Source organism: Mesorhizobium sophorae (assembly GCF_002270415.1).
Classification (GTDB): Bacteria; Pseudomonadota; Alphaproteobacteria; order Rhizobiales; family Rhizobiaceae; genus Mesorhizobium; species Mesorhizobium sophorae.
Genome location: NZ_NNRI01000021.1, coordinates 89,457 through 114,078, shown reverse-complemented (window position 1 = coordinate 114,078; position 24,622 = coordinate 89,457). Strand labels below are relative to the sequence as shown.

General features: G+C 59.9%; 20 protein-coding genes and 2 pseudogenes. 21 read left to right on the top strand and 1 reads right to left on the bottom strand.

The annotated features are described in order from the left end of the window. Positions 1-24 precede the first annotated feature (24 nt). From CGZ66_RS28685 to CGZ66_RS28645, 8 genes and pseudogenes are all read left to right on the top strand, one after another. The gene (locus tag CGZ66_RS28685) at positions 25-744 is read left to right on the top strand and encodes an ABC transporter ATP-binding protein (RefSeq protein ID WP_206073819.1); all 720 of its coding nucleotides are present in this window, start codon (positions 25-27) and stop codon (positions 742-744) included. Then, positions 737-1,441: an ABC transporter ATP-binding protein gene (locus CGZ66_RS28680; protein WP_206073793.1), complete on the top strand. Its 705-nt coding sequence runs from the start codon at positions 737-739 to the stop codon at positions 1,439-1,441. Before CGZ66_RS28685 ends, CGZ66_RS28680 begins: the two co-directional genes overlap by 8 nt. A 4-nt stretch (positions 1,442-1,445) precedes the next feature. Continuing rightward, positions 1,446-2,312 (top strand): branched-chain amino acid ABC transporter permease, encoded by an 867-nt coding sequence (locus CGZ66_RS28675; protein ID WP_095090221.1) that lies wholly within the window; start codon positions 1,446-1,448, stop codon positions 2,310-2,312. Continuing rightward, positions 2,309-3,325: a branched-chain amino acid ABC transporter permease gene (locus tag CGZ66_RS28670; RefSeq protein ID WP_095090220.1), complete on the top strand. Its 1,017-nt coding sequence runs from the start codon at positions 2,309-2,311 to the stop codon at positions 3,323-3,325. Before CGZ66_RS28675 ends, CGZ66_RS28670 begins: the two co-directional genes overlap by 4 nt. Beyond that, entirely contained in the window at positions 3,322-4,359 is a 1,038-nt protein-coding gene (locus CGZ66_RS28665; RefSeq protein ID WP_095090219.1) for a maleylacetate reductase, read from the top strand. Before CGZ66_RS28670 ends, CGZ66_RS28665 begins: the two co-directional genes overlap by 4 nt. Positions 4,360-4,765: 406 nt before the next feature. Further along, positions 4,766-6,141: pseudogene (locus CGZ66_RS28660) on the top strand (ISKra4 family transposase); the annotation flags it as partial. 179 nt (positions 6,142-6,320) lie between these two features. After that, a complete protein-coding gene (locus tag CGZ66_RS28655; RefSeq protein ID WP_095081722.1) occupies positions 6,321-7,490 on the top strand; it encodes an IS110 family RNA-guided transposase in 1,170 nt (389 codons plus the stop codon). A 374-nt stretch (positions 7,491-7,864) separates the two neighbouring features. Further along, positions 7,865-8,125, top strand: a pseudogene (locus CGZ66_RS28645) (transposase); the annotation flags it as partial. A gap of 173 nt (positions 8,126-8,298) precedes the next feature. Here the strand turns inward: CGZ66_RS28645 and CGZ66_RS28640 are convergent. Further along, the gene (locus tag CGZ66_RS28640; RefSeq protein WP_095090217.1) at positions 8,299-9,546 is read right to left on the bottom strand and encodes a Fic family protein; all 1,248 of its coding nucleotides are present in this window, start codon (positions 9,544-9,546) and stop codon (positions 8,299-8,301) included. Between the two features lie 689 nt (positions 9,547-10,235). Here CGZ66_RS28640 and CGZ66_RS39435 point away from each other — a divergent pair. From CGZ66_RS39435 to CGZ66_RS28570, 13 genes are all read left to right on the top strand, one after another. Continuing rightward, complete coding sequence (locus CGZ66_RS39435) at positions 10,236-10,601, top strand: hypothetical protein (protein ID WP_143748879.1); 366 nt, start codon at positions 10,236-10,238, stop codon at positions 10,599-10,601. A gap of 500 nt (positions 10,602-11,101) precedes the next feature. Next, positions 11,102-11,986: a beta-keto acid cleavage family enzyme gene (locus tag CGZ66_RS28625; protein WP_167392289.1), complete on the top strand. Its 885-nt coding sequence runs from the start codon at positions 11,102-11,104 to the stop codon at positions 11,984-11,986. A 26-nt stretch (positions 11,987-12,012) separates the two neighbouring features. Then, on the top strand, positions 12,013-12,810 hold the full coding sequence (locus CGZ66_RS28620) for an IclR family transcriptional regulator (RefSeq protein WP_095090214.1): 798 nt from the start codon (positions 12,013-12,015) through the stop codon (positions 12,808-12,810). Between the two features lie 99 nt (positions 12,811-12,909). Beyond that, on the top strand, positions 12,910-14,319 hold the full coding sequence (locus CGZ66_RS28615; protein WP_095090213.1) for an FAD-binding oxidoreductase: 1,410 nt from the start codon (positions 12,910-12,912) through the stop codon (positions 14,317-14,319). A 53-nt stretch (positions 14,320-14,372) separates the two neighbouring features. After that, positions 14,373-15,212: a fumarylacetoacetate hydrolase family protein gene (locus CGZ66_RS28610; protein WP_095090212.1), complete on the top strand. Its 840-nt coding sequence runs from the start codon at positions 14,373-14,375 to the stop codon at positions 15,210-15,212. 48 nt (positions 15,213-15,260) lie between these two features. Beyond that, entirely contained in the window at positions 15,261-16,163 is a 903-nt protein-coding gene (locus CGZ66_RS28605) for a carboxymuconolactone decarboxylase family protein (RefSeq protein ID WP_095090211.1), read from the top strand. A gap of 23 nt (positions 16,164-16,186) precedes the next feature. After that, the gene (locus CGZ66_RS28600; RefSeq protein WP_095090210.1) at positions 16,187-17,269 is read left to right on the top strand and encodes an SDR family oxidoreductase; all 1,083 of its coding nucleotides are present in this window, start codon (positions 16,187-16,189) and stop codon (positions 17,267-17,269) included. 431 nt (positions 17,270-17,700) lie between these two features. Beyond that, positions 17,701-18,753 (top strand): TRAP transporter substrate-binding protein, encoded by a 1,053-nt coding sequence (locus tag CGZ66_RS28595; RefSeq protein WP_095090209.1) that lies wholly within the window; start codon positions 17,701-17,703, stop codon positions 18,751-18,753. Between the two features lie 7 nt (positions 18,754-18,760). Then, complete coding sequence (locus CGZ66_RS28590; RefSeq protein WP_095090513.1) at positions 18,761-20,680, top strand: TRAP transporter large permease; 1,920 nt, start codon at positions 18,761-18,763, stop codon at positions 20,678-20,680. Positions 20,681-20,879: 199 nt separating this feature from the next. Further along, entirely contained in the window at positions 20,880-22,304 is a 1,425-nt protein-coding gene (locus tag CGZ66_RS28585; RefSeq protein WP_167392288.1) for an amidohydrolase family protein, read from the top strand. A gap of 96 nt (positions 22,305-22,400) precedes the next feature. Then, positions 22,401-22,646, top strand: coding sequence for a hypothetical protein (locus tag CGZ66_RS28580; protein WP_143748878.1), 246 nt, complete (start codon positions 22,401-22,403; stop codon positions 22,644-22,646). A gap of 4 nt (positions 22,647-22,650) precedes the next feature. Continuing rightward, entirely contained in the window at positions 22,651-22,875 is a 225-nt protein-coding gene (locus CGZ66_RS28575; RefSeq protein WP_095090206.1) for a hypothetical protein, read from the top strand. Between the two features lie 208 nt (positions 22,876-23,083). After that, positions 23,084-24,187: a cyclase family protein gene (locus CGZ66_RS28570; protein ID WP_143748876.1), complete on the top strand. Its 1,104-nt coding sequence runs from the start codon at positions 23,084-23,086 to the stop codon at positions 24,185-24,187. Positions 24,188-24,622 lie beyond the last annotated feature (435 nt).

Sequence of the window (24,622 nt, the reverse complement as noted above, 5' to 3'; positions counted from 1 at the left end):
GTGGGATACGCCGCCCACGGCATCATAACCATGCTGCTCCTTGACTCTCTAAGCAAACGTTACGGTGCGCTCGTTGTAACGGACAGCTTCTCGTTCGAGGTCGCACAAGGTGAGTTCGTCGGAATCCTCGGCCCCAATGGGGCCGGGAAGACGACCCTGTTCAATCTGATCGCAGGTACCGTGAAGCCAGATACCGGCACGATCACTTTCCAAAGTCGCGATATCACCCGCGAAGGGGCGGCCGCACGTTGTCGCTCGGGTATTTCCCGTTCATTCCAAATTCCACATCCCTTTGTCGGCATGACCGTGTTCGAGAATGTGCTTGTCGGCGCGACCTTCGGGCGAAAGGCGGAGGGCTCTGTGGACTACGCCATGCAGGCTTTGGAGCTGTCGGGGCTGTCGAAGAAGGCAAACCAACTCGCGGGTTCCTTGCCGCTGCTCGGCCGCAAGCGGCTCGAGCTTGCGCGAGCACTTGCGACCGAACCGCGGCTGCTGCTGCTCGACGAAATCGCCGGAGGCCTGACAGAGAGTGAGTGCCACGAATTGCTTGACGTGCTGCGCCAAGTCCATGCCTCGGGTGTCACGATCGTGTGGATCGAACATGTGGTGCGCGCGCTGCTGTCAGTCGCCCAGCGACTGGTTGTCGTGAATTTTGGCAAGAAGATCGCCGACGGCGCTCCGGATAAAGTGATGGACAGTAGCGAAGTGAAGTCCGTCTACCTTGGAGAGGACGCGCTTGTCTGAACCGCTGCTTTCCGTCGAAGGGCTCGATGCCTTCCATGGCGATGCGCAGGCTCTGACCAGCCTCGACCTCACTTTGGCCAGGGGGGAGCTGCTCGCCCTCATCGGTGCGAACGGAGCGGGAAAGAGCACTCTTCTCAAATGCGTCGCCGGTTTGGTGAAGAACCGGCGAGGGGCCATTCGCTTCAAGGGCGAAGATCTGCTGCGCATCCCGGCATTCGAGATCGTGGCGAAAGGAATTGCATTGGTGCCGGAAGGCCGCCGCCTGTTTCCTTCGCTCAGCGTTGAAGAAAACCTCCTTATAGGCGGCAAGGTTGGACGGCCAGGTCTTTGGACGACCGCCGCTGTGTACGAACTCTTCCCGGTTCTCCGGGACAAGCGCCATGCACCCTCGACCTCACTGTCAGGGGGCCAGCAGCAGATGCTGGCGATCGGCCGCGGGCTGATGTCGAATCCCGATATTCTGCTTCTCGATGAACTTAGCCTCGGGCTGGCGCCAGTGGTCATCAAGCAGATCTACGAATTGCTGCCAAAAGTCGTGGGCAATGGTCTTTCCGTGATCCTCGTCGAGCAAGACGTGAAGCGGGCGCTTAGCGTCGCCGACCGCTTCATGTGCATGCTGGAAGGCAAGGTTTCGCTGGAGGGCAAGCCGGACGCCTTCACCGGCGAACAAATCACCAGCGCCTATTTCGGAACCTGACCCCATGGGATGGATCAACATCGTCATTCAGGGCATGTTGGTGGGCGGGCTCTATGCGCTCTTTGCCACGGGCCTGTCGCTGATTTTTGGCGTCATGCGCCTGGTCAACATCGCCCATGGCGATCTGATCATCGGCGCCGCCTATCTTGCCTACACGGTCATTCAGTTGACTGGACTGCATCCGCTGGCGAGCCTTGTCGTCGTGGTACCGGCGGCTGCGGCCTTCGGCTACGGCCTGCAACTCGGCATACTGAACAGGACCCTCGACAAGGATATTCTTCCGCCGCTGCTGGTCACCTTCGGCCTGTCCGTCATCATTCAAAACGCTCTCTTGGAAATCTATAGCGCTGACAGCCGAAAACTGAATGCGGGCTCTCTCGAGATCGGGAGCTTTAGCCTCGTTCCAGGGATAGACATCGGCTATTTTCCGCTGCTCACCTTCCTCAGCGCCATTGCCGTGGTCTGGGCACTGCAAGTCCTCTTGTTCCACAGCCCGGCGGGGCGGGCTTTTCGCGCCGTGTCAGATGATCCGGAGGTCTCCCAGCTCATGGGCTGCGACAACCGGCGCGTCTATGCCTGGGCGATGGCACTCTCTATGGCCGTGGTCGCCATGGCGGGCGTGTTTCTCGCGGTCCGCGCCAATTTCGACCCTTTCATGGGGCCTAGCCGACTGATCTTCGGGTTCGAAGCGGTCATCATCGGCGGCCTCGGCAATCTCTGGGGCACGCTCGCCGGCGGGATCATCCTTGGCGTCGCCCAGGCAGTCGGGGCGCAGATCGACCCCGGCTGGCAGGTACTGGCTGGTCATCTCGTCTTCCTCGTCATCCTAGCCGTCAGGCCGCAAGGCCTTTTCCCCAGAGGGGTTACATGAGCACGCACCATGTCACCCGCTCCACGATGCTCAGCCGTTTTGCGCTCGTCACTGCCATTGCTCTTGTCGTCTTGCTCGCGGCTGCACCCGCATGGGCATCGACGGCCACGCTGCGCCTCATTGGCGAGGTCATGATCTATCTGGCGCTCGCCAGCCTTTGGAATCTGCTCGCCGGTTATACGGGTCTCGTCTCGGTGGGCCAGCAGGCTTATGTCGGCTTCGGCGGCTACATGCTGTTCACGCTTGCCATCCATGCCGGGATGCATCCGCTCGCCGCGATCCCGGCGGCGGGCATCGCCGCGGCACTCGTCTCCATTCCGGTCGCCAAGCTCGTGTTCCGGCTCAACGGCGCCTATTTCGCGATCGGAACATGGGTGGTGGCGGAGGTTTTCCGCCTCGTCTTCGCCCAGATGTCCTCCCTCGGGGGAGGGTCAGGGTCGAGCCTGCCGATCACTATCATGAAGGAGATGGCCGGTTCGAAAGCGATGAGAGAGTCACTTATCTACTGGGCCGCATTGATGCTCGGCGTCGGTTCGGTGGCATTCGTCTATATGCTCCTACGCTCGCGGATCGGCCTGGCGCTGACAGCCATCCGTGACAGCGAGACGGCGTCCTTGAGCCTGGGCATCGCCATTCCTCGGATCAAGCTTGCCGTCTATGTCTGCGTTTCCGCCGCGACCGCCATGGTCGGATCGCTGATCTTCTTGCAGAAGCTCCGCATCGCGCCCGATGCCGCCTTCAGCGTTAACGACTGGACGGTGCTTGTGATCTTCATGGTGGTAATCGGCGGTATCGGCACGATCGAGGGGCCGATTATCGGCACCATCCTCTTTTTTATCCTGCGCGAGTTCCTTGCCGACCTCGGCTCCATTTATCTTATGATCCTCGGCGTGCTCGCCATCGTCATTATGGTCATCTCTCCGAAGGGAATCTGGGGCCTGGTATCCGATCGTCTCGGCATATCGCTGCTTCCTGTCGGCTATCGCGTTGAAACCAGAGAGGACTTGCGATGAAGCCGTTCGTTCATGTGCCGCTGCCCACACGAGTGATCTTCGGACGTGGGCGAATTGCTGAAGCGGCAACGGAGGCCAGGCGCCTCGGCATGGCGCGGCCGATGGTTGTCGCCACACCACATCAGGCGGCCTCGTGCGAGGAGCTGGCGCGAGCCGTCGGCGGCACAGCGTATCCCTATGCCGTGATGCACACGCCCGTTGATGTCACAGAGAAGGCCGTCGCCTTTGTCTTGGAAAATGGTATCGACGGCATAGTCTCTTTGGGCGGCGGGTCGTCCACCGGGCTCGGCAAAGCCATAGCGCTCAGGACCGATTTCAATCAACTCGTTATTCCGACCAGCTACGCCGGATCGGAAATGACCGACATTCTCGGCGAGACTGAAGGTGGCCTGAAAACCACCAGACGCGACGCACGCATCCAGCCAGAGGCCGTCATCTACGACCCCGATCTGCTGACGACGCTGCCCGATGCCTTTGCAATGACGAGCGGACTGAATGCCATCGCCCATGCGGTCGAGGGACTCTTCGCTACAGACGGAAATCCGATCGTCTCGCTGATGGCGGAGGAAGGCATTCGCGCGCTGGCTGCGGCCTTGCCGAAGGGCCACGCCGGCCATGACGATGCGCTCTATGGCGCATGGCTGTGCGGATCAGTGCTCGGCAGTGCCGCGATGGCGCTCCACCACAAGCTCTGCCACGTGCTCGCAGGCTCATTCAATCTGCCGCACGCCGAAACCCATGCGATCGTGCTACCGCATGCGACCGCCTACAACGCCACGTCAGCACCCGAGGCCATGGGGCGGATCGCGCGCGCTCTCGGGGTGAAAGACGCCGTTGATGGGCTTCATAGTCTGTCCAAAGCGATCGGTGCGCCAGTCGCCCTTAAAAATATTGGCATGCCGGAGGACGGGCTGGACAAGGCCGCAGATATCGCCGTTTCGAGCCCCTATCCGAACCCTCGCCCTCTCGAGCGCGCGGCAATCCGCACTCTGCTCCACAACGCCTATCATGGCCTGCCGGCCGATCGCGGCTGATTGTCAACGTGGGACGGGCTTCGCGGTCTCGACCAAGGAAGATACGCCGATCGTCCTCAACCTTATGGTAAAATGACGTGATCCCGGCAGGCCCCTCATCGAAAATGCGATGGCATGCCGGCGTGAGATTGCCTGCTGTAGCAGGCGGCCGGCTTCCGATTAGCGGTCCCATCCCATGCGAGTGCAAGTTGGCATTTGAATGCTTCCGGGTGCCCTTGACTTGGAATCACCAGCTGCGCTTACCGAAGATGCGCTCGATCCCGGCCTGTAAATGGGCAGCCATCCTTCTGCGGCCAAGGCCGGATCGCCAGCCTCGATTGCCGCGAGACCGGTAATTTCTCTGGGGTCGAATACGGGTTGTTTGGCCCAAGCAGTCCATCACCGTCGCTTCTTCAAGGAGGCAGCGATGGCAGTGGAATGGACGATCACGATCGAGGGCAGGAACGAATTTGGCGACACCTGCCGGAAGGAGGTCCGCATCGACAAGAGCTGGAAGGGCTTGTTCGACGGCGATATCGGCTTCTCGATCGACGATGGAAAGAAAATCATGGCGGCCCTGCAGAGCGCGGTCGTCAGCCACGAGGCGGAGACCTACTCGCTCTTTCGCCGCGTCTGCCCGGATTGCCACACGTTCCGGCCGGTCAAGGGCTATACGACGCGCAAAATCCGGACTGTCTTCGGCACGGTGGAGGTTCGCAATCCCCGTTGGATGCTCTGCCGGAAGTGCCATCCTGGCATGGTCGCTGCCTTCGCACCACTCAACGAGATCTGCCCTGATCGAGCCACGCCTGAACTGATTGAACTGACGGCGCGATTGGGAAGCATGATGCCGTATCGGCAGGCAGCGAAGGTGCTTGGCGAATTTCTGCCCATTGAACCCACCGAGACGTACGTGACCGTGCGCAAGCGGACCATCAGGATCGGTGAACGGCTCGATGAACAGATCGCGAAGGAAGAAAGGCGCGCGCGAGCTCAAAGGCACGATCGAAGCCAGCTTGAAATGCAGCTTCCCGGCGACCGACGCAAAGAGTTCGTCATCAGCATCGATACGGCACATGTTCGCAGCGCCGATCCCAATTCCGCGCGAAACTTCGAGCTCGTTGTAGCTCGATGCGGCCGCGGCGGTCGGGGTGATGTCGGTGGCCGCTACCTCGTGACCAGCAACACCGACCAGGCTGCAATCCGGGATCGAGCCCTCCACGCACTTCAGCAAGAAGGCTATTGCGGCTTTGGCAACGTCACCGTGATCTCGGACGGCGCCGAAATCCTGAAGCGGCTGCCCCGCGCCATGCCGAAGCCGACAGCCCACATCATCGACTGGTTCCACATTGCCATGAAGATCCAGCCCATGCAGCAGATCGCCGATCACATCGTTCCCAGTCCGACCCTTTTGAAGTGCTTCCAACCATCGACAGGGACATCAAAGCCGTGAAGTGGCGTCTCTGGCACGGGCGGGTCGATGGCGCGATCCGCGACCTGGAGCAACTCCTGGCGAGACTGAAAGACTCGCAAAGGGACGGCGAGTTCTCGATCGCACGGCTTTTTAGCCTCGCCTCGCAGCTCCTGACCTATGTCCATTCAAATCGCGGCGCGATCGTCAACTATGGAAAGCGCTATCGGGCTGGGCTTCGCGTTGCCTCCGCTCTGGCCGAGTCGGCGGTGAATTCACTCGTCGGCAAGCGGATGGTCAAAAAGCAGCAGATGCGCAGGTCCTCCTACGGGGCCCACATGCTCATGCAAGTCCGGACGGCGGAGATCAATTGCGAACTTCGCGATCGGCTGGGCTTGAATAATGGGCGCACGTTTGGCTCTGGCTGTCGGAAGGGTGCCCGCAGTATCCCCAGAGAAATTACCGGTCTCATTTTCTGGAGAAGTCGCCTCAATCTCACATTTAAGATGCTATGGGGCTGGCGGCGAAGGTGGCACTTTCGGCGCTTCCAACCAACCCGATGGAGAGCCCCATGCCGCAATCAAACGATCTGAGCCGGTCCGTCGCCACCCTGAATCAGGATAGCACACTCGTTGTCGTCATCGAGATGAGTCAATCGAGTTGGCTTGTCGCGGGAATGCTGCCGGGCGTCGAACGACACCACCTGAAGAAGCTGGCGCCCGATGAGGATGGGTTGCTGCGGCTCCTGCATCGCTGGCGCGAGGAAGCGGCCCAGGCGGAGCGCGAGATCGAACGCATCGTTGTCGCCTTCGAGGCGGGGCGTGACGGTTTTTGGCTGGCGCGCTGGCTCAGGTCGCGCGGCATCGAAGCCTATGTCATGCATCCATCGAGCGTCGCCGTGTCACGTGAGCACCGGCGTGCGAAGACTGATCGCCTCGACACGGAGTTGCTGATGCGCGCCTTCCTCGGCTGGCTGCGCGGAGAAAAGCGCCACTGCAGCATGGCGGCTATTCCGACCATCGAAGAGGAAGACGCCAAGCGGCCGAACCGCGAGCGGGAAAAGCTGGTCTGCGATCGCACGCGCATCGTCAACCGCATGAAGGCGGCGCTCGCGCGCCTGGGAATTCGTGGGTTCAATCCGACGTTGCGCAAGGCGGAGGAGAAGCTTGCTGCGTTGCGCACGGCGGAAGGCTCCCCTCTCCCTGAAAATACCCAGGCTGAGTTTCGCCGCGACATGGCCCGGCTGCGTCTGGTGCGCGAACAGATCAAGGCCATCGAGCAGGAACGCCTGCGCAAGCTGGAGACGGCCTCGGCCGTCGAGAAGGGACCTCACGCGATGGTTCGCCTGATCTCGAGCGTCATCGGCGTCGGCGTCGAAACCGCGGATATGCTCGTCAACGAGATTCTGTCACGCCGTCTCCGGGATCGAAAGGCGGTCGCCCGCTATGCCGGCCTCACCGGCTCTCCGGATGAGAGCGGCGCGCGACGGCGCGAGAGAGGCCTCGCAAGAGCCGGCAATGCCCGGGTACGGCGCGGGATGATCCAACTGGCCTGGCGCTTTCTCCGGTTCCAGAAGGATAGCGCTTTGGCGCAGTGGTTTCGGAAGCGCACCGAGGATGGTCGGGGCGGCACGCGCAAGACCATGATCGTGGCCGTCGCGCGGCGCCTGCTCATCGCGCTCTGGCGCATGGCCACCATGGGCGAGATCCCGCAGGGCGTCGCAGTGCGGTCCGCTGGATAACGAAGAAGAGGATCAAGCTATCGGGGCCTGACGCGCCAACAGCGCCAGACTCCCAACGATCCGAGGCGGTGGCGAACCGGCACTGCACATGGGCTTTGCACCGTAATTAAGAATGGTCCCGCCGCCCCGGAGCCTTGCTCGCGATGCGCATTACTGCATCATGGCTGGGTCAAAGCACCCGCCGCATACAAGTACGCGAGAGCATTGTCTCGCCACGCGCAGGCTCCCTCGGTATCGACGTCCGCGATCGATAAGCCAGCGGCGGCTGCTTCTGTCGCGGATGGAGCAGCTGCCCTAAACGCAAACGAGGCCCAATGAATGGACGCAAAAAAGACCGTTGACAAAAACATCCCCATACAAGTGCAGTACGACAACGCGTCCTCAGACGGCTGGAGTTCCACTACACGCCCAAACATGCAAGCTGGCTCAACATGGTCGAGATCGAAATCGGCGTTCTGCGCAACCAGTGCCTCGACCGCCGCATCGAAAGCCGCTCCCGCCTCGTCGCCGAGGTCGCGGCTTGGGAACACCAGCGCAACGCAAGTGCCGCTCGCATCAACTGGATGTTCTCAACCGAGCAGGCCCGAACCAAAATGGCCCGGGCCTATCCAAAACCAACAGCCAAAGAGTCATAATCTCTGTGCACAGGTACTAGACTAAGACTAGGTGGATTGCCCATATTGAGGTCTCCCCAGGACTTAGCCCATAGGCTTGGATACTAGGGATTCATCGATATTCTGACCCCACTGAGCCATGTTGTGGGTGTCGCAGAGATGGACTTTCAGCGACGGCTCGCCTTTCGACCGGTTCACACCGGATTGTGGGATGACCAAGAAGCGTCCGATTTGATCCCTCTGGTTGCAAGTTGGCTAGGTTCCGGAAACAGCTTCGGAAACAGCGCGTCCAGAGCGTCCGCAGGGAAGCGCAGCGAAACCGGACCTTTGGGCGTGTCAGACGCTAGCAGACCAAGCCCGATCACCTCATTAAACACCCTTCGCGCCGTGCGCTCGGGCAGTCCGCTTATGCGGGATGCTTCGCCGCGGTCAAATTCGCCGCGCATAAGCGCTTCTTGCAGGAAACGAGATGCTTCGGGCTTCACGCCGCTGCGCTCCACATAGCTATGCAGCCGCTTGGCAAGCGTATCGAGATCGAACAGACCTGTCATGAAGCTCACCTGATCGATGCACACCTGCAGGAACCATAAGGTAAAATCACCGAGCACGCGTTCGGAGAGGTTGCCGCGTCCGACGAGATCCCCTTGGCGGGGCATATCGGCATGATCCATCATGCGCTTGTAGTCCGTGCGGCTTTTCGCGCCGCGTGCCAGACCGCGCGAGATCGACCACAGTCCATGCGCAGCAATCCCGGCCTCATGGGCCATGGCGTGGCTCATCAATCGGCTGACGCGACCGTTGCCGTCGGGGAAGGGGTGAATGTAGTTGAAACGGTGATGCGCAGCAGGAATGGCCAGGATGCGCCCGGCCTTGCCCAGCTTGTCGAAGCGATAGCGCATGGCAAAGTACTGCATGAAATCGTCGACACGCTCGCTCGAAGGCGGCTCATGCCGGCCGACAGCGACGTCATGCTCTGGCTTCGATCGCCATTCGCCTGGCGCCATGACAAATTCACGGCCGGCGCCCTTGATGCTCAGCATGGGCGCTTCCGCATCGCGATAAAATTCCGCATGCAGCCATCGCAGAAAATCTACCGATGCCGGCTCCCGCAACCGCCCCTCGGCGGCCATACGGTCGATCTCCGCTTGCAGGCGAACATGGGCGGCCGCCTCGAGCTGCAGGTTGCGACGATTCTCGTCTCGATCGAAGTTTCCGGCCAACGCCCGTTCGATGTCGCGCGGGCGCGTATCATGGCCCTCGATCAGGTTGCTGTAGTAGGTGTTCATGATGCGCACGAGATCGGCGAGATTGGCAGCGGTACGCGGGTGCAAGCTTTGGCCCAAAATAGCCGATGTAGCCGATAGCTCCGCCAGCGCATCCGACATTGATTCGGATACATCCGTCAGGCGTGCCGGTTCGATGCGCTGTACGCTCTCTTCCATAATTGGCCGATCTTGGTTTCCGCTAAATGCCTAATTATAAATATATATTTCTAATATTCCAGAACATTTGGCCGATCTTCTGGCCGATCATCGGCATCCTGCCGACTTGCGCGGGCCTCGGCACCATCACCGCCGCCAACTTGGACACCATTGATGCCGCCCGACGATGATGATCATGATGGCCGATGTTCGGGGCGCCTATTTCACTGATAACCATGCACAAAACTGCAATCGGGAGGACCATGTGGCCGATGTTTTGGCCGATCTTCGCCGATTGGCGGGACTCAGATAGAATAGAGGCAGGAAAATAGAGGCAGCCTCAAACATGGTTTCTGCTGAAATTGTCGAAGCGCGCGAGTTCGCGACCAGGCTGGGCGATAATCTGCCGCGTCGTATCGAGGCCGCGGCCTTGGGCGTGCGCTCAAAGGCGCCGTTCCAATTGCTTTGTGCACGTGAGGCGCTGATCTGGCGAAGCGAAGAACTTGCGCGCAACGCATGCAATGCGCTTGAGCGTGAGGATCTGAGCGTTGCGGCCCTATTGACGCGTTCCCTTACTGAAAATGCTGCCCTTGTATGGAAACTCTGGGAGATTCTTGATGCGCGGCATACCCATTCACCACAGCAGCTAAACGATCTGCTGATACGGGCTTCTCGTTGGCTCGAGGAAATGGGCGGACGGACCACAGGCCATGCAAATCCTGAGCTGCATCAACAGGATGGACAAGGCGGTGCCGGGGGTGCGTGCCGGGTACGACAGCCTGAGCGAAATCGCTCATCCAAATTGGGCCGGCGTCGCCGGCCTCTATTCGAAACCTGATCCCCCACGGTATTTGACCGACTTCGGACGCGGGTTGAGGGAGACGAAGGGCACTGTCGACATGATCGCCAATGCACTGCTCGGCTCGCTCGGCTTGTTTGAACTCGTTTATCCTGCAGTCGGAGAAGGCGATCCATTGGCTAAGGCCCGATATCTTTTGGAGACCACGGCGCGCGGCGAGATGGACTTAGCAGAGCACATGCAGGCTCTGCTCTGCTCGACGATGTGGAACGGATGAGACCGACCGCTGTGTAGCCGGTGAGCTCGATCAGATCGTGTCAAACCTGTGGTGCGATTTTCACCCAGAAATGTGCAGGTGAAGCAGAGACAGTCTACCGCGCCTGCTGGGAAACGCTGGCGAACCACCAAGCTTTTCAGTCCCCTTTGATCCGCCCAGGAGCCGCAACCTGAGCAAAAATTGAAGCACCGGTGCTTGAGCTAGCATGCTGGGTCGATCCGGGTTCCCGTTGGCGAATGGCAGAGTGCTGGGTCCCAAGCCTCGTTTTCACGGTGCAGGATGTCTCACGCGCTCTGAAACTGTTCGTCACCCTTTGGGACACCACTGGCAAAGATAGGCAGAATGCGAAACCGCGCTAAGGAGACGGAGGCTTCTCCGCCTACACTCAATCGATTATGTCACTTTTCATATGTCCCGGTTGACAAGACAGTGTCCCATCTGATAGTGCGGACGCATAGCTTGAATTGCTGAAGAGCCCGGCAGCTAGGGAGGAGATCGACTTGGAAAAACTGATTATTACGGCGGCCTATGACTCGCGGGTCTCTTATCCGGCAAATCATTTCTGTATGCCGTCGACGCGCGAGAATGTGCCGCTGATTGCCGACGAGTATGTGCGCTGCCTGAACGCCGGAGCAGCCATTGCCCACCTTCACGGAGTGCGACGGCTTGAAGACAAGATCCAGGAAGACGGCAAGAAGCTGAGCCGCCTTGACGTCGATGGTTGGCGGGAGATGACGGAAGGCATCAAAGAAAAGGCGGATTGCATCATCCAGTACGGCATTGCTGGCGCGAGGCTCGACGACCGGGTTCCGTTGATGAAGCTTGGGCCTGACATGATGGCTGTCGCGTTCAATGCTCACGACGAATATTTTCAGCCTGACAAGAATTATCCGCCGAACGCGATTTACGCTCTTCATCCGCTGGACGAACTGCGCGACTACGCCCAGGCGACGCGGCAGCATGGCGTAAAAATGGAGCTTGAAACCTTCCATACCGGCGCTCTTTGGAACATGCGCAAGCTGATGGAAGAGGGTCTGCTCGATGAGCGAATCTGGACGACACTGTTCATTGGATGGTCCGGCGGCTCCTGGACCCCATGCACAGAGCGCGGCCTGCTCTATTTGATTGATTGCCTGCCGGAAGGCGTCGTGTGGAACGTCAGTTGCATGGATCCCCTGCGTCACTGGAACATTCTTGCAATGGCGATTTCGATGGGCGGACATGTACGGGTAGGTTACGAGGACAACCCATATCTGAATCCCGGCGAGCTAGCCGACAGCTGCGCGCGACTAGTGGACAAGGTGGTTGCCCTGGCACATATGCTGGGGCGCGAAATCGCCAGTCCGCAAGAGGCCCGTGAGATCATAGGGCTGAAGGCGGCTTGAGGTCAAAGGAATAGAAAGGGAGTGCCTTGGACGAAGACGGGACGAGCACGGCGCAGGACGAGACTGCCCAGTCTGGCGGGCTGATCAATCTCGTTGCGGATACTCTCTTTGCCCTCACGGAGAAATCCGAGGGCTTGAGCATCCGTGCCATAGCGCAAGCGACCGACAACAGCCGCAGTTCGACGCACCGGATTCTCCAGGCCCTCTCTCGTAGCGACTTCGTTCAACAATCCGAGAGCGGCAGTTATGTCGTCGGCCCGCGAATGCTGATGCTGGCGGCGCGGGTGTTCGGTGTCGTGCCTGTCCTTCAGATTGCACATGTGATCATGAAGGACCTGGTTCAGGAGCTGGGTGAGACCTGCTATCTCGCCACGTTTTCCGAGGCGGACGGCCATGCCACTTATGTCCACCGGATCGAGAGCGATCATCCGGTGCGATACATCCAGGCGCTTGGCTCGACGATACCGCTTCATGCGGGTGCCGTCGGCAAGGCTATTCTCGCGGCCTTGCCAGACTTCGATTTGGGTAAGCTCGATATGAAGGTCTACACCCCGAACACTCAGAGCTCTCTGACAGAATTGAAGGCCAGTGTCGCCCTGGCGAGGAAGAATGGTTATGCGACGAGTATCGAAGAGCGTGTGGTCGGCGTCGGCGGAGCGGCTGCGGCCGTTCGTTCGGGCGATCGAGTGATCGGAGCACTGACGGTCTCGGTTCCCAAGAACCGGATACCTCCAGAAGGGCTCGACAAAATTGGCCTTTGCGTGAGCAAGCACGCCGAGGCGCTTTCATCCATGCTGACTGCCATCGGCGTGGAGCGCATTTAGCAAGGGTCAGTCCCAGCGAAGGATGATCGGCGGGTGTCAATGCGATGCGCCTCAGAATGCGTCGCACGACGACGCTTGCCTACAGTTTGGCGAGGCACCATGGACTTACTGTCTAATTTCCGGTCGATGCTCGGCGCCGCAAATGTTCTAACAGGCAACGACGCGGCACCTTACCTGACCGATTGGCGAGGAGTATATCAAGGCGCCGCGCAGTGCGTGGTGCGGCCTGCGACCACCGAGCAAGTGGCCGGGATCGTGGCACTTTGCGCCAGCTCGGAAATCCCGATCGTTCCCCAGGGCGGCAACACCGGGCTGGTAGGTGGCGCCACGCCTGACGCGAGTGGCAAGGCCGTGGTCGTGTCAATGTCGCGGTTGAGCCGTGTCTGCGGCTTCGATCCTGAAAACAACACGGTCACCGTCCAAGCTGGCTGCGTGCTGCAGACCCTTCAGGAATATTGCCGCGACCGGGATCGATTGTTCCCGCTATCGCTTGCGGCGGAAGGCAGCTGCACAATTGGTGGCAATCTTGCCAGCAATGCCGGCGGATCGCAGGTGTTGCGGTACGGCACAATACGCGAACTGACGCTGGGTCTCGAAGTCGTCACCGCTGACGGGGAGATATGGAACGGGCTTGGCGGCCTGCGAAAGGACAACACGGGGTACGACCTGAAGTCATTGTTCGTGGGCAGCGAAGGGACGCTAGGCATTATCACGACCGCTACGCTGAAGCTTTTCCCGCTGCCCCGAATGACCCAGACGGCGCTTGTGGCGACAAACGGGATGGCGAGCTGTGTCCAGCTGCTCATCCGACTTCAGACGCAAATTGGGTCGAGTTTGACGGCATTCGAGGTCATGGCGAATGAGTGCCTGAAACTGGTCACATCACAATTTCCGCAGCAACATCTGCCTTTCGACGGCTCCTCAGTCGATGCGCCCTGGTTCGCCTTGCTGGAACTGTCCGGCAGCCAGGACCGGGAAGGGCTGGGCGAGTGCCTAGAAACCATGCTGGGCGACGCTTTGGAGGCGGGTGAGATTTGCGACGCGACCATTGCGACGAGCGTGGAACAGGAGCGGGCCTTTTGGCATCTTCGCGAAAGCATCACGCTAGCGCAGGCCAAGGGCGGCAAAGGCATCAAGCACGACATCGCGCTTCCGATCTCGAAAATCCCCGAATTCGTCGAGGAAATGGACCGGAACCTTTCGACGACATTCCCTGGCCTGTCGGTAATGCCGTTTGGGCATCTTGGCGACGGTAACCTTCACTACAACGTCGGCCCCTCTCCGAGGTTCGCAGAGGATGCCCTACAGCGCAGCCATGATCGGATTTATGTGATGGTGCACGACGCCGTCCATGCGCTCGGTGGGTCGATAAGTGCCGAACACGGCATCGGCCAGCTGAAACGGGGTGAGTTGAAGCGCTACAAGACGGCTCACGAATTGGCAATGATGCGCTCCATCAAGGCGGCATTCGACCCCATGAACATCTTAAATCCTGGAAAAGTTATCTGACCAAACAGTCTGGCGGGTCTTGGCGAAGTCGCGAATACCTGAATGGAGCCTACATGAAGTATCTCAGTTTTTTTGCTTCCGGATTGCCGACCTGGGGCGTCGTTTCTGGCGATTATGCATTGGCAATTGGCTTGGTCGATGGTGCTCCCTCGACACTTCGACAGGCCATGTCGGACAAGAGCGATCTGGCATCTCTCGGCGCCCTTGCGCGCCGTCTGCCCCTAGCAGATATCGAGTACCTTCCTGTTATCCCCGACCCCGACAAGATCATCTGCGTCGGGCTGAATTACGAGGAGCACAGGAAAGAAGCGGGGCGGGCCGTCGTGGGACATCCGACGCTATTCACCCGTTTTGCCAATGTCCAAGTCGGGCATGGCAGGCCACTGCTTCGCCCGAAAGAGTCGATCGAATTCGACTATGAGGGCGAACTGGCCCTGGTGATCGGAAAGGGCGGCCGATCCATTCGTGAGGAGGATGCCTTCAGTCATATTGCTGGCTATGCCTGCTACAATGACGGATCGATCCGGGATTGGCAGCGCCACACCTCGCAATTCGTGCCCGGAAAGAACTTCATCGGCACAGGCGCTTTCGGACCCTGGCTTGTGACACCGGACGAGGTCGGCCCGCTCGACAACCTGCAGATCGAAACGCGCCTGAACGGCGAAACGGTGCAGAAGTCGACCCTCGGCCATATGATTTTCGACATCCCTACGATCATCGCCTACTGCTCCACCTTCACCCGGCTCGAGGTCGGCGACGTCATCGTAACAGGCACACCCGGCGGGGTGGGCATGAAGCGGGAACCTCCCCTGTGGATGAAGGCGGGTGACGTGGTCGAAGTCGAGATCGACCGCGTTGGCCTGCTGCGCAACCCAGTCGAGGACGCAGCGTGAATCCAGGTCAACATATTTCGGGCGGTCGAACCTGCTGCCTAAAGCCAGATGGAGGACGATGTGATGGCGCAAGGACACAATAAGGGCGATTCCAAGATCGAGGCCCTGCTTGCTGTGGTCGAACAATTCCAGCCGGGCGTGCGCGAGCGCTTTGAACTGCGCCGTCGCATCGACCCTGCCTTCGCAGAGGCTGTATTGACCTATGCCGCCCGACTGTTTGGCCGCCCGGTGCTGGACGTCCGCACCCGGCTGCTCGTCATGGTCGGCCAGTTCACCATGTCCCGCCGGCACGCCCGACTGCGCGAAACCGTGATTGCCGCCTGCAACCACGGACTAAATCTCAACGAAGTTCTCGAGGTCATACTCCAGTGCTCGATCTACGGCGGCGAGTCGATCGTGGACGAGCCGCTGGAGATATTCGCCGAGGAGGCCGGCGCACGCGGTCTGCTCGACGGCGTCAGCGCGAAGGCCCTGCAACCGGGCCAACGCAATGCGGAACGAAGCCTGGAGGCCGAGCGCCAAACCTGGCATCCGGTCGATTCAAAGGATCCACGGGCAGATTCCCTGTTGAAGAAGTATGGCTGGCACGGGATCAGCATCGCGCTGGTGCTTCGGCCGCTACACACGCTGAACAACGCGACCTTCCTCGAATCTCTCGACGAAAACTTCACGCACGCCTTCTACGATTTCGGCTACAGCGACATGTACGGTCGACAGGTTCTCGATCACCGGACCCGGCTCCTGTGCATGGTTGGCAACACTCTCGCCATTGGAGAAATCGTCCAGACCCGCCACCACATGCGCACGGCCATCAAGCAAGGCGCTTCGGCACGCGAGGTTCTTGAGGTGCTGTTCCAGTCCGTTGTGACGGTCGGCCATCCGAACATCGTGCCGGAGCGGTTCCGCGATCTCGCGAAGATCGTCGAAGAGGAATCCGGCGCCTCGTTCTAGGCGTCGGAGCACCAACGGGAGAAATGACAGTGGGCGAGCGCAGGATACTGATCGTTGGGGCAACGGGCCTTGTGGGGGCGGCCGCCACCGAACATTTCTCGTTCTTGCCCGGATGGGACGTTGTGGCTTTGTCCCGCCGCCCTCCGTTGGCGCAGGCGAGTTATCACATTGCGGTCGACCTGACCGACCGCGACGCCTGCCTCAACGCATTCAAGGGGGCACCAAGGATCACCCATATCCTCTATGCCGCTCTCTACGAAGAGGAGGATCTGGAGACGGGCTGGCGCAGCACGTCGCAGGCGGGCATCAACCTGCAGATGCTGCAGAACGTCGTGGAAAGCGTCGAGGCGACATCCGAACTGAGCCACGTCACGATCCTGCAGGGCGGCAAGGCCTATGGTTCGCACCTCGGGCGGGTGCCGGTTCCGGCCAAGGAACGCTGGCCGCGGATGTCGCATCATATCTTCTACTGGCAGCAGGAGGACTATTTGCGGGCTCGCTCCGCCGAGGCGGGTTGGGCCTTCTCGGTCCTGCGGCCGCAGCTTATTCTCGGCGATGCCTTGCGCAGTCCAATGAACATTGTCGCGGCGCTGGGTGTCTATGCCAGCGTCATGCGCGAGATGGGACGGCCATTGACGTTCCCAGGCGGCGGCGCCTATGTGACCGCCTGTGCCGACAGCCGGCTCATTGCGGGCGCTGCGGAGTTCTGCGCCACACGGCCTGAGGCGGCGGGCGAGACATTCAATGTCGTCAATGGAGACGCCGTCGTCTGGCGTGACCTCTGGCCCTCGATCGCCGCCCACTTCAACATGCCGGTCGGCGATGACGAGCCTATGAAGCTAAGCGAGCAGATGCCGCTCTTTTCGGACTGGTGGGATCGCATTGTGGCAGCTCACAGCCTCAAAATCCTGTCCATGAACGAAATCGTCGGTGCTTCCTGGCAGACTGCGGATCTGACTCTGGGCTATGGGCGCGAGCGCCCCTTCGACAGGCTGATGAGCCCAATCAAGCTGCGCAAGGCCGGTTTTAGTGACTGTACGGACACGGAAGACGCCATTTTGCACTGGCTGAAGCGAATGCAAACGGCACGTATTCTACCCCCCTGACGCACCCGAGGGCAGCTTTTTGGCTCGTGCCTGCGCCCGCGAATGCTCTGCACTTTTCAGTTACTCCGGTGGTTCTTTCAATCCAAGAACGTTGACGTTTTCGTGCCTATCTGCTAAATTGGGTCATCGTCCCGGTATGTGGGACAAGTAGGGAGGAGCGCGGTGATTTGTATCCCGCTTGGTCAAACCGAAGGTCAACGCTGCCGGCTTGTCGGCTGACGCCGGGCTAACTGCCTTTGGTTTCATCGAAGGACCTTGCCGCCTGGCATGAGGCCGAGACCTGGTGCCCGACTTCGGGATTGGCACGGAAAATCGAATTGGCAGTGAGCCGCAGAGCCGCTTGGACCCGCAGGGGTGACTTCATGGCCTGCACGGAGGAGCTGGATGCGGGTAGGGCGCCGTAGACCGCGCCGCGCCATCTAGAAACAGAAATGGCGGGCATGTCGCTCGCGATCAAGGGAGGACTGTCAATGCAAACAATGTCTCGAAGGAACGTTCTGAAGCTGGGTGGCATAGCCATTGCCAGTCCGTTCATTATCCGCAACGCACGTGCGGCCGAGTTCAACTACAAGCTTGGCCTCGAGCTTCGCGACGATCAGCCGCTGCCGAAGCGGATGTTGGAAGCCGCCGCGACGATTGCCGAGGAGACGAATGGCCGGTTGCAGATCCAGGGCTTTCCCAATGGCGCCTTGGGTAACCCAGTCGAGACGCTCAATCAGGTCAGGTCCGGCGCCCTTGAATTCCTGACCTCGTCCTTCGGGATACTTTCCACGCTCGATCGGCGAGCCGGTTTGCCGACGTTGGGATTCATTTTCGAGAACTACGACCAAGTCTGGAAGGCCATCGACGGTGATCTGGGCAAATATGTGGCCAAAGTGATCGCCGAGCACGGCGAACTGGCCGTCGTGGATGGCATCCATGACATCGGTTTTCGCCATGTAACGTCGAACAACGGATTGTTTGCGCAGCCCGCAGACCTGAAAGGGGTCCGGATCAGGACGCCCCCAACTCCATTCCTGACGTCGCTGTTCAGTGCGCTCGGCGCCTCGCCCACTCCGATCGCTTTCGGTGATCTCTATTCAGCGCTGCAGACCGGGACGGTGGATGCGCAAGAGAATCCGCTGACGGTGGTCGCCAGCTACAAGTTCTATGAGGTACAGAAGTTCTGCACGCTTACCTCCCACACCTGGGACGGCTGGGTGCCTGTGGCAAACCGCGCCGCTTGGGAGAGACTGCCGGAGGATATTCGTCAGGTGGTGGCTCGCAATTTCCAGAAGGCCGCTCTGCAACAGCGCAAGGACATAGCAACGCAGGTCGCCGCGGTGCGGACGGATCTCGATCAGAAAGGGCTGCAGTTCGGCAGCCCTGGCCCGGGCGTGTATCGCAAGACACTGCAAGGAACCCAGTTCTATTCAGACTGGAAAAAACAAATCGGCGCGGAGGCATGGGGTGTCCTCGAAGGCGCAGTCGGAAAGCTGGGATGAGATGACCATGACCGCGGCCGACGACGGAAAGACACTCGACGCAATCGTTCAATGCCATGAGGCAAAAACCGTCGGCATGCCCAAGAGAGACTCGCTGTCCAGGATTTTGGATCTGGTGGTGGCGTTGGCTGCCCATGCAGGCGCCATCCTCCTGATTGGCGAGATCGTCCTATTGTCGGCCGCGGTCTTCTTCCGATACGTCCTTCGCTCGCCGCTGATCTGGTCGGACGAACTGGCCGAGCTCATTCTCATCTGGCAAGCCATGCTGGGTGCGGTAGTTGCCTTTCATGCCGGTCAGCATCTGAGGCTAAGCGTTCTGTCGGACGCGCTGCCGATCAGGGCGAGGGCGTTCCTCGAAATGGTATGTCTCATCCTCACGGCGCTCGTGGCGGGGCCTTTGGCGTTCTATGCGCTCAAGGATGCAAGAGCGGACCTTGGCTTGATGACGCCCGTGCTTGAGATCTCACCCGCCTGGCAAACGGGTGCGTTGATTGTCGGGCTCGGGTTGATCGCGATCTTGGCTCTTGGTACCCTGATCCAGAAAATCACGGCTGACAATCGGTCGACGACGCTTGCGGCATTTGGAACGGTCGCAGCCGTCATGGCGGCAGCCTGGATGCTCCAAGACGAATTTTCTGGCTTGGGCAATCTGAACCTGGTCGTCTTCTTCATCGGGCTCGTCGGGGCCTGCATAGCGATTGGCCTGCCAATCGCTTTCTGCTTCGCGATTGCGGCAATGGCCTATGTCTTGTTTGCCACACACGCCCCACTCGACATCGTGCCGGCCCGGATGGAAACGGGGATGGCTCACATCCTGCTTCTTTCGGCTCCGCTGTTCATCGCGCTTGGTGCGCTGCTGGTCATTTCCGGCATGGCCAACAACATGGTCAAGCTTCTCGTGGCGTTGGTCGGCCATGTGAGGGGCGGCTTATCCTATGTGCTTATCGGCGGCATGGCTCTTCTGTCAGGCATTTCCGGGTCGAAGGCTGCCGACATGGCGGCGATCGCCCCGGTCCTCGTGCCGGAAATGCGCCGCCGCGGCGCCAATGACGGCGAAATCGTCGGTCTGCTCGCCGCATCCTGCGCCATGTCGGAGACAATTCCGCCAAGCCTGATCCTCATCATGACCGGGGCCGTAACCGGCGTTTCGATCGGCGCCTTGTTTGCGGCCGGCTGGTATCCGGCGCTTGCCCTCGCGGCCCTTCTTTGTGTGCTGGCCCGGTTCCGGGCCGCAAGATCGGGCGAGGACCAGTCCGAGAAGGCAAGCTGGGGCAAGATCGGCAAACTGGCGATCGTCGCAGTGCCCGTGCTGGTTCTGCCATTCCTGATCCGAGGCGCGGTGGTCGAGGGCATCGCCACCGCGACCGAGGTGGCGACGGTCGGCATTGCCTATGTCCTGATCCTGACTCTGCTGATCGAACGCCGCTTCGACTGGCGCCGCCTCTATGCGTCGCTAAAGGACGCATCGGCGTTGACGGGGGTCATTTTCATAATCTTGGCCTCCGCGAACGCCATGGCTTGGGGCTTCGTCCAGTCCGGCTTCTCATCGATCCTTGCCGGCGTGGCGGGTACACTCCCTTGCGGAACTTACGGGTTCCTGGTGATATCCATCATCGTGTTCATCATTCTGGGGAGCATCCTGGAGGGCATTCCGGCCATTGTCCTCCTTGGACCTCTGCTTTTCCCGGTTGCCAAGTCCCTGGGTGTATCCGAGGTGCACTTTGCGCTGGTTACGGTGATGGCCATGGGCCTTGGGCTTTTCGCCCCGCCTTTTGGCGTCGGCTTCTACACGGCCTGCGCCATTTGCCGCGTCGAACCGGCCGTGGTCATGAAAGCGATATGGCCCTATCTCGGTGTCATCTTTGTGGGGATTGTCCTGGTCGCGGTTGGTCCAATTGTCGTCGAAGAAATTGGCGTGATCTGGTAGCCGAAATTCTAAAGATTTGCCGGTTCCCCAGGTGTCGCAATGATTTCAGGAGGTGGGTTGGGGATTTTGGCTTGGCCGGCCGCGAGACTGCATTGCTGCGACGCATTCGTTGGCGCGAGGCACATCGTCCTCCACAACAGCGGCCCGGCTCGGCGCTCGCACACACAATGGTTCGCCGGCGGCAATGGAGCAGAATGAGATGCTTGTGCAAGACAAAATGACCAGGGTTATTCTTGGCGGAACGGTTGTGACTGGCCGCTCGGCACAAGCTCCCTTGCCAAGTCACGATGTCTGGCTGAGCGGTGAAAAGATCGTGGCCATTGCGCCCTCCGGCGAACGAAGCGTGCCGGCAGAGTGCGATGTTGTCGATGCGCGCCACGCAATCGTCATGCCAGGGCTGATCGATTCACACCGGCATCTGTGGCAGACGACTTTGCGGGGAATGTGTTCCGACATGATCGCGCCGGAGTACAGACATCAGCTCCGCGAAGCGCTGGTTCCTTTTTTCCGTCCGCAAGATGTCTACGCCGCGACCCTGGCCGGCGCCCTGGAACTGATCGACTGCGGCATCACAACTGTGTTGGACTGGGTTCATATTCTGAACAGCCCCGAACATGCCGACGCCTCGGTCGCGGCCTTGCAGGCGTCGGGCATGCGAGCCGTTTTCGCGCACAGCGCACCAAATGACACCGATGCGCCGCTTTGGTGGTCGAACAGCGATCGTAAGCATCCTTCCGACGTGCGACGTCTGCGCAAGAAGCTTTCGGATGACGAGGCGCTCGTGACCATGGCCTTCGCTGCTCGGGCGCCACAGCTCGTCCAGCGCGTGGTGCGAGTTCATGACTGGCACCTGGCACGTGAACTCGGCCTGCGGATCGCCACGGATGGCGGGATCGGAGGAGGGCTTTGGGGAGGACGCACCTACCCGATCAGATTGCTACAGCAGGACGATCTTCTGTGGCCGGGCACGGTTTATATTCATTGCAACAATCTAGCCCCCGACGAGTACGATCTTATCGCTGGTACAGGTGGCCATATTTCGATTTCTCCCTGCGCTGAAATGTTTGTCGGATTTGGAATGCCCGCGACTCAAAACGCCTTGAGCCACGGGACAAGGCCGGCGTTATCAACGGACTCCGTGATTTTCGTAGCAGGTGACATGTTCGGCACGATGCGGTCGACGTTAAGCTCACTGCGGGGGATGTTGGGATATGAGGCAACCCTTGCAGACAAGGGTGTCGAGCCTTGGGACATCACAACGGCCGACATATTGGAGATGGCGACAGCGCGGGGAGCTGCCGCCCTCGGCCTGTCGGACAGGACAGGTACGCTCGAAGTCGGCAAATCAGCCGATATCGTGCTTTTGAATACCCGATCGGTCCGCCTTTCGCCCCTCAACAATCCCCTGTCGACGATCGTCCTTTTAGCCACCCCCGCCGATGTCGAGACTGTCCTGATCGCCGGCAAGATCGTGAAGAAGAATGGTGTCCTCACGAATTTCGATCTGAACGCAGTCATCGATGGTGTCACAAAAAGCCGAGACTGGCTCGTCGCAAAAGGGGGCTCTCAGCTTGGTCCTGCGGTGAAGAGACGGCTGGCAGACAGTGGATTCGACCACCTGTGATCACCGACTGACTGAGTACCTGCGTACAGGGAGCACGCGACCCGTCGGCCCGCCTGGGCAGCGTAGAGATGAAAACGAACAACTATGGAGGAAGACATGTCCACCTACAGCTATTTCCTTCACCTCAGGCGGCCGAGCTTCCGCCTGGTCTTGAAGAGCGGCAGCTCCTTTCCCTCGGGTTTGGATCCCATTGACTGGAAGTTCAAGGAGGAGCGGCCTTATGACAAAGTCCATGCCGAGGTGATGAAGGACATCGAGCGTCAGGGCTTTGGCGCCTATCAACAGGATATACGGTCAGAAGACATTCCTGGTGCGCGTATCGCTGCGTCGTCAAGGAGATAGGCGAATGGCCGAACATTATTGCGACTATCTCTACAAACATCTGCCGGCATTCAGACTTGTGATTCCAAAGGACGGCCCCATGCCGCCCGCCACCACCGCGGACGACTGGCAACTGATCAGAAACAGATCGGCATCACAGCTTTCGGTCGACGGTCGAGATCAGGTTGACAGCGAAGGATACGCAATCATCCGGGTCAATGTGACCCTGGGTGAGCTCCTGTCGCTCTAACGCATGTCGCCCAGAATTGTTGGCCCGGCATGGGCAGGGGGCGAAGCGGCTGGCTTCGAGTCATGGGGCTGCTGGAGCCACCACTGGGAAGCGGCCGCGGCGCCGCCACCTCAGTCTTTTCGACGGCATTAAGTGGGACACTGTCTTGACTAAAGGGACAGTTTAGTCAAAACTTGATCAAGGTGCGGGATCGCTCGAAGCGCTGGTCGTGGGACTGTCGGCAAAGGCGCTTGATTGTGCCGAATGCTCAGAGCGCATCCGCGGGATCGCGTACGCGCTCGACAGCCAAGATAAAAATGCATCAGCCACCCGTGAGGAGGAAAGACCGATGAGAGCACCCTATCCGAATTTGCCCAGTTACTCAGAGATCATGGCTCGCACGGATGGCCCGGCTGGTTCGGGCTGGGGCGTCTTCGGTGACGATGATCATATCGGGACGATCAATCTTCTGTCTCCGGAGGCCGTCGTCAGCGCCGCCTCATTGGTGAAGCGTGGCGCAACCTTCAATCTGGACTACGAGTTGAACGCGTTCGCGCCGCCGGTTTCCCCCTACCGTCGAGGAATTCAGCACACCGTCGTGTCGCGCCATGACGGTCAAGTCTATGACGATTTCGTCAGCGACTTCTTTTTGCAAGGCAGCTCGCAGATCGACGGTCTGCGGCACCATCGCCACAAGATCCACGGATTCTATGGAAACGTGCCAGCGTCAGCAGTGGAGGCGGGCTCGCCGGCGCTCGGGGTTCAGCACATTGCCCAGAAAGGAATTGCGGGCCGGGGCGTGCTTCTCGATGTCCAGCGATATCTTGAGGAGCAAGGGCGACCTCTGGATCTCGCCACCAACTCCGTGATTGCGCTCAGTGATCTGGAGGGAGCGGCCGAGGCCCAGGGCATCTCGTTCGAACGAGGCGATATCCTTCTGCTGCATACCGGCTGGGCCAGACATTTCCTGAACGATCTGACGACGGAGGATAGGGCTTGGATCATCAAGGAGCGCACATTCTGCGGTGTCGAACAGTCGCGCGAGATGCTGGCTTGGATTTGGGACAACCACTTCTCAGTCCTCGCAAGCGATACCGTCGTGGTCGAGGTGATGCCGAGCATCCCGACGTCGCCATTCGAAACAAATGTCGGGCGCCTGATGCATCCCGATCTCATTGCGCTTCTCGGCGTCTGTCTCGGCGAGATGTGGAAACTTGACGAGCTGGCCGCGGATTGCGCGCGGGATGGCGTGTATGAGTTCCTGCTGACAGCCAAGCCGTTGAACCTTGTCGGAGGCGTTGGTTCGCCGCCGAACGCGCTGGCGATCAAGTAACTCCGGGAGGTGTTGAGGCCCCGCAAGCAGCATTCATCCAACCGCTCAAATCGGATCGCTGCCGGCCTGAAACCAGCTTCGCACGCCCTTGTATCTTGGGTCAGCAAGCGACAGGTGCGACGCTCCGACCTCACCCAAGCTACCCTTGCCCCATCTCAAAGGTCACGAATGACGAAGCAAATCGATACCAGCGGCAGTCGGTTTCTGCATCGAGTTCACGTACCATCTCGTCGACCTCCGCGACAGGTGAGCAGGCCTCCATGCGGGTGGTGTAAGTGCCCGGCCTCTCCCTGAAACGAGAGCCGCGACGCGGGGGCAGGTCCATAGCGAAAGCGTATAGAGCGCATTTGAAAAATGTATTACCTCCAAAGTCCTGATTGCCCGATAGTCCCCCACGGGTTCCACTGAACTCAGCGTGCCCACGGCTCAACGCCC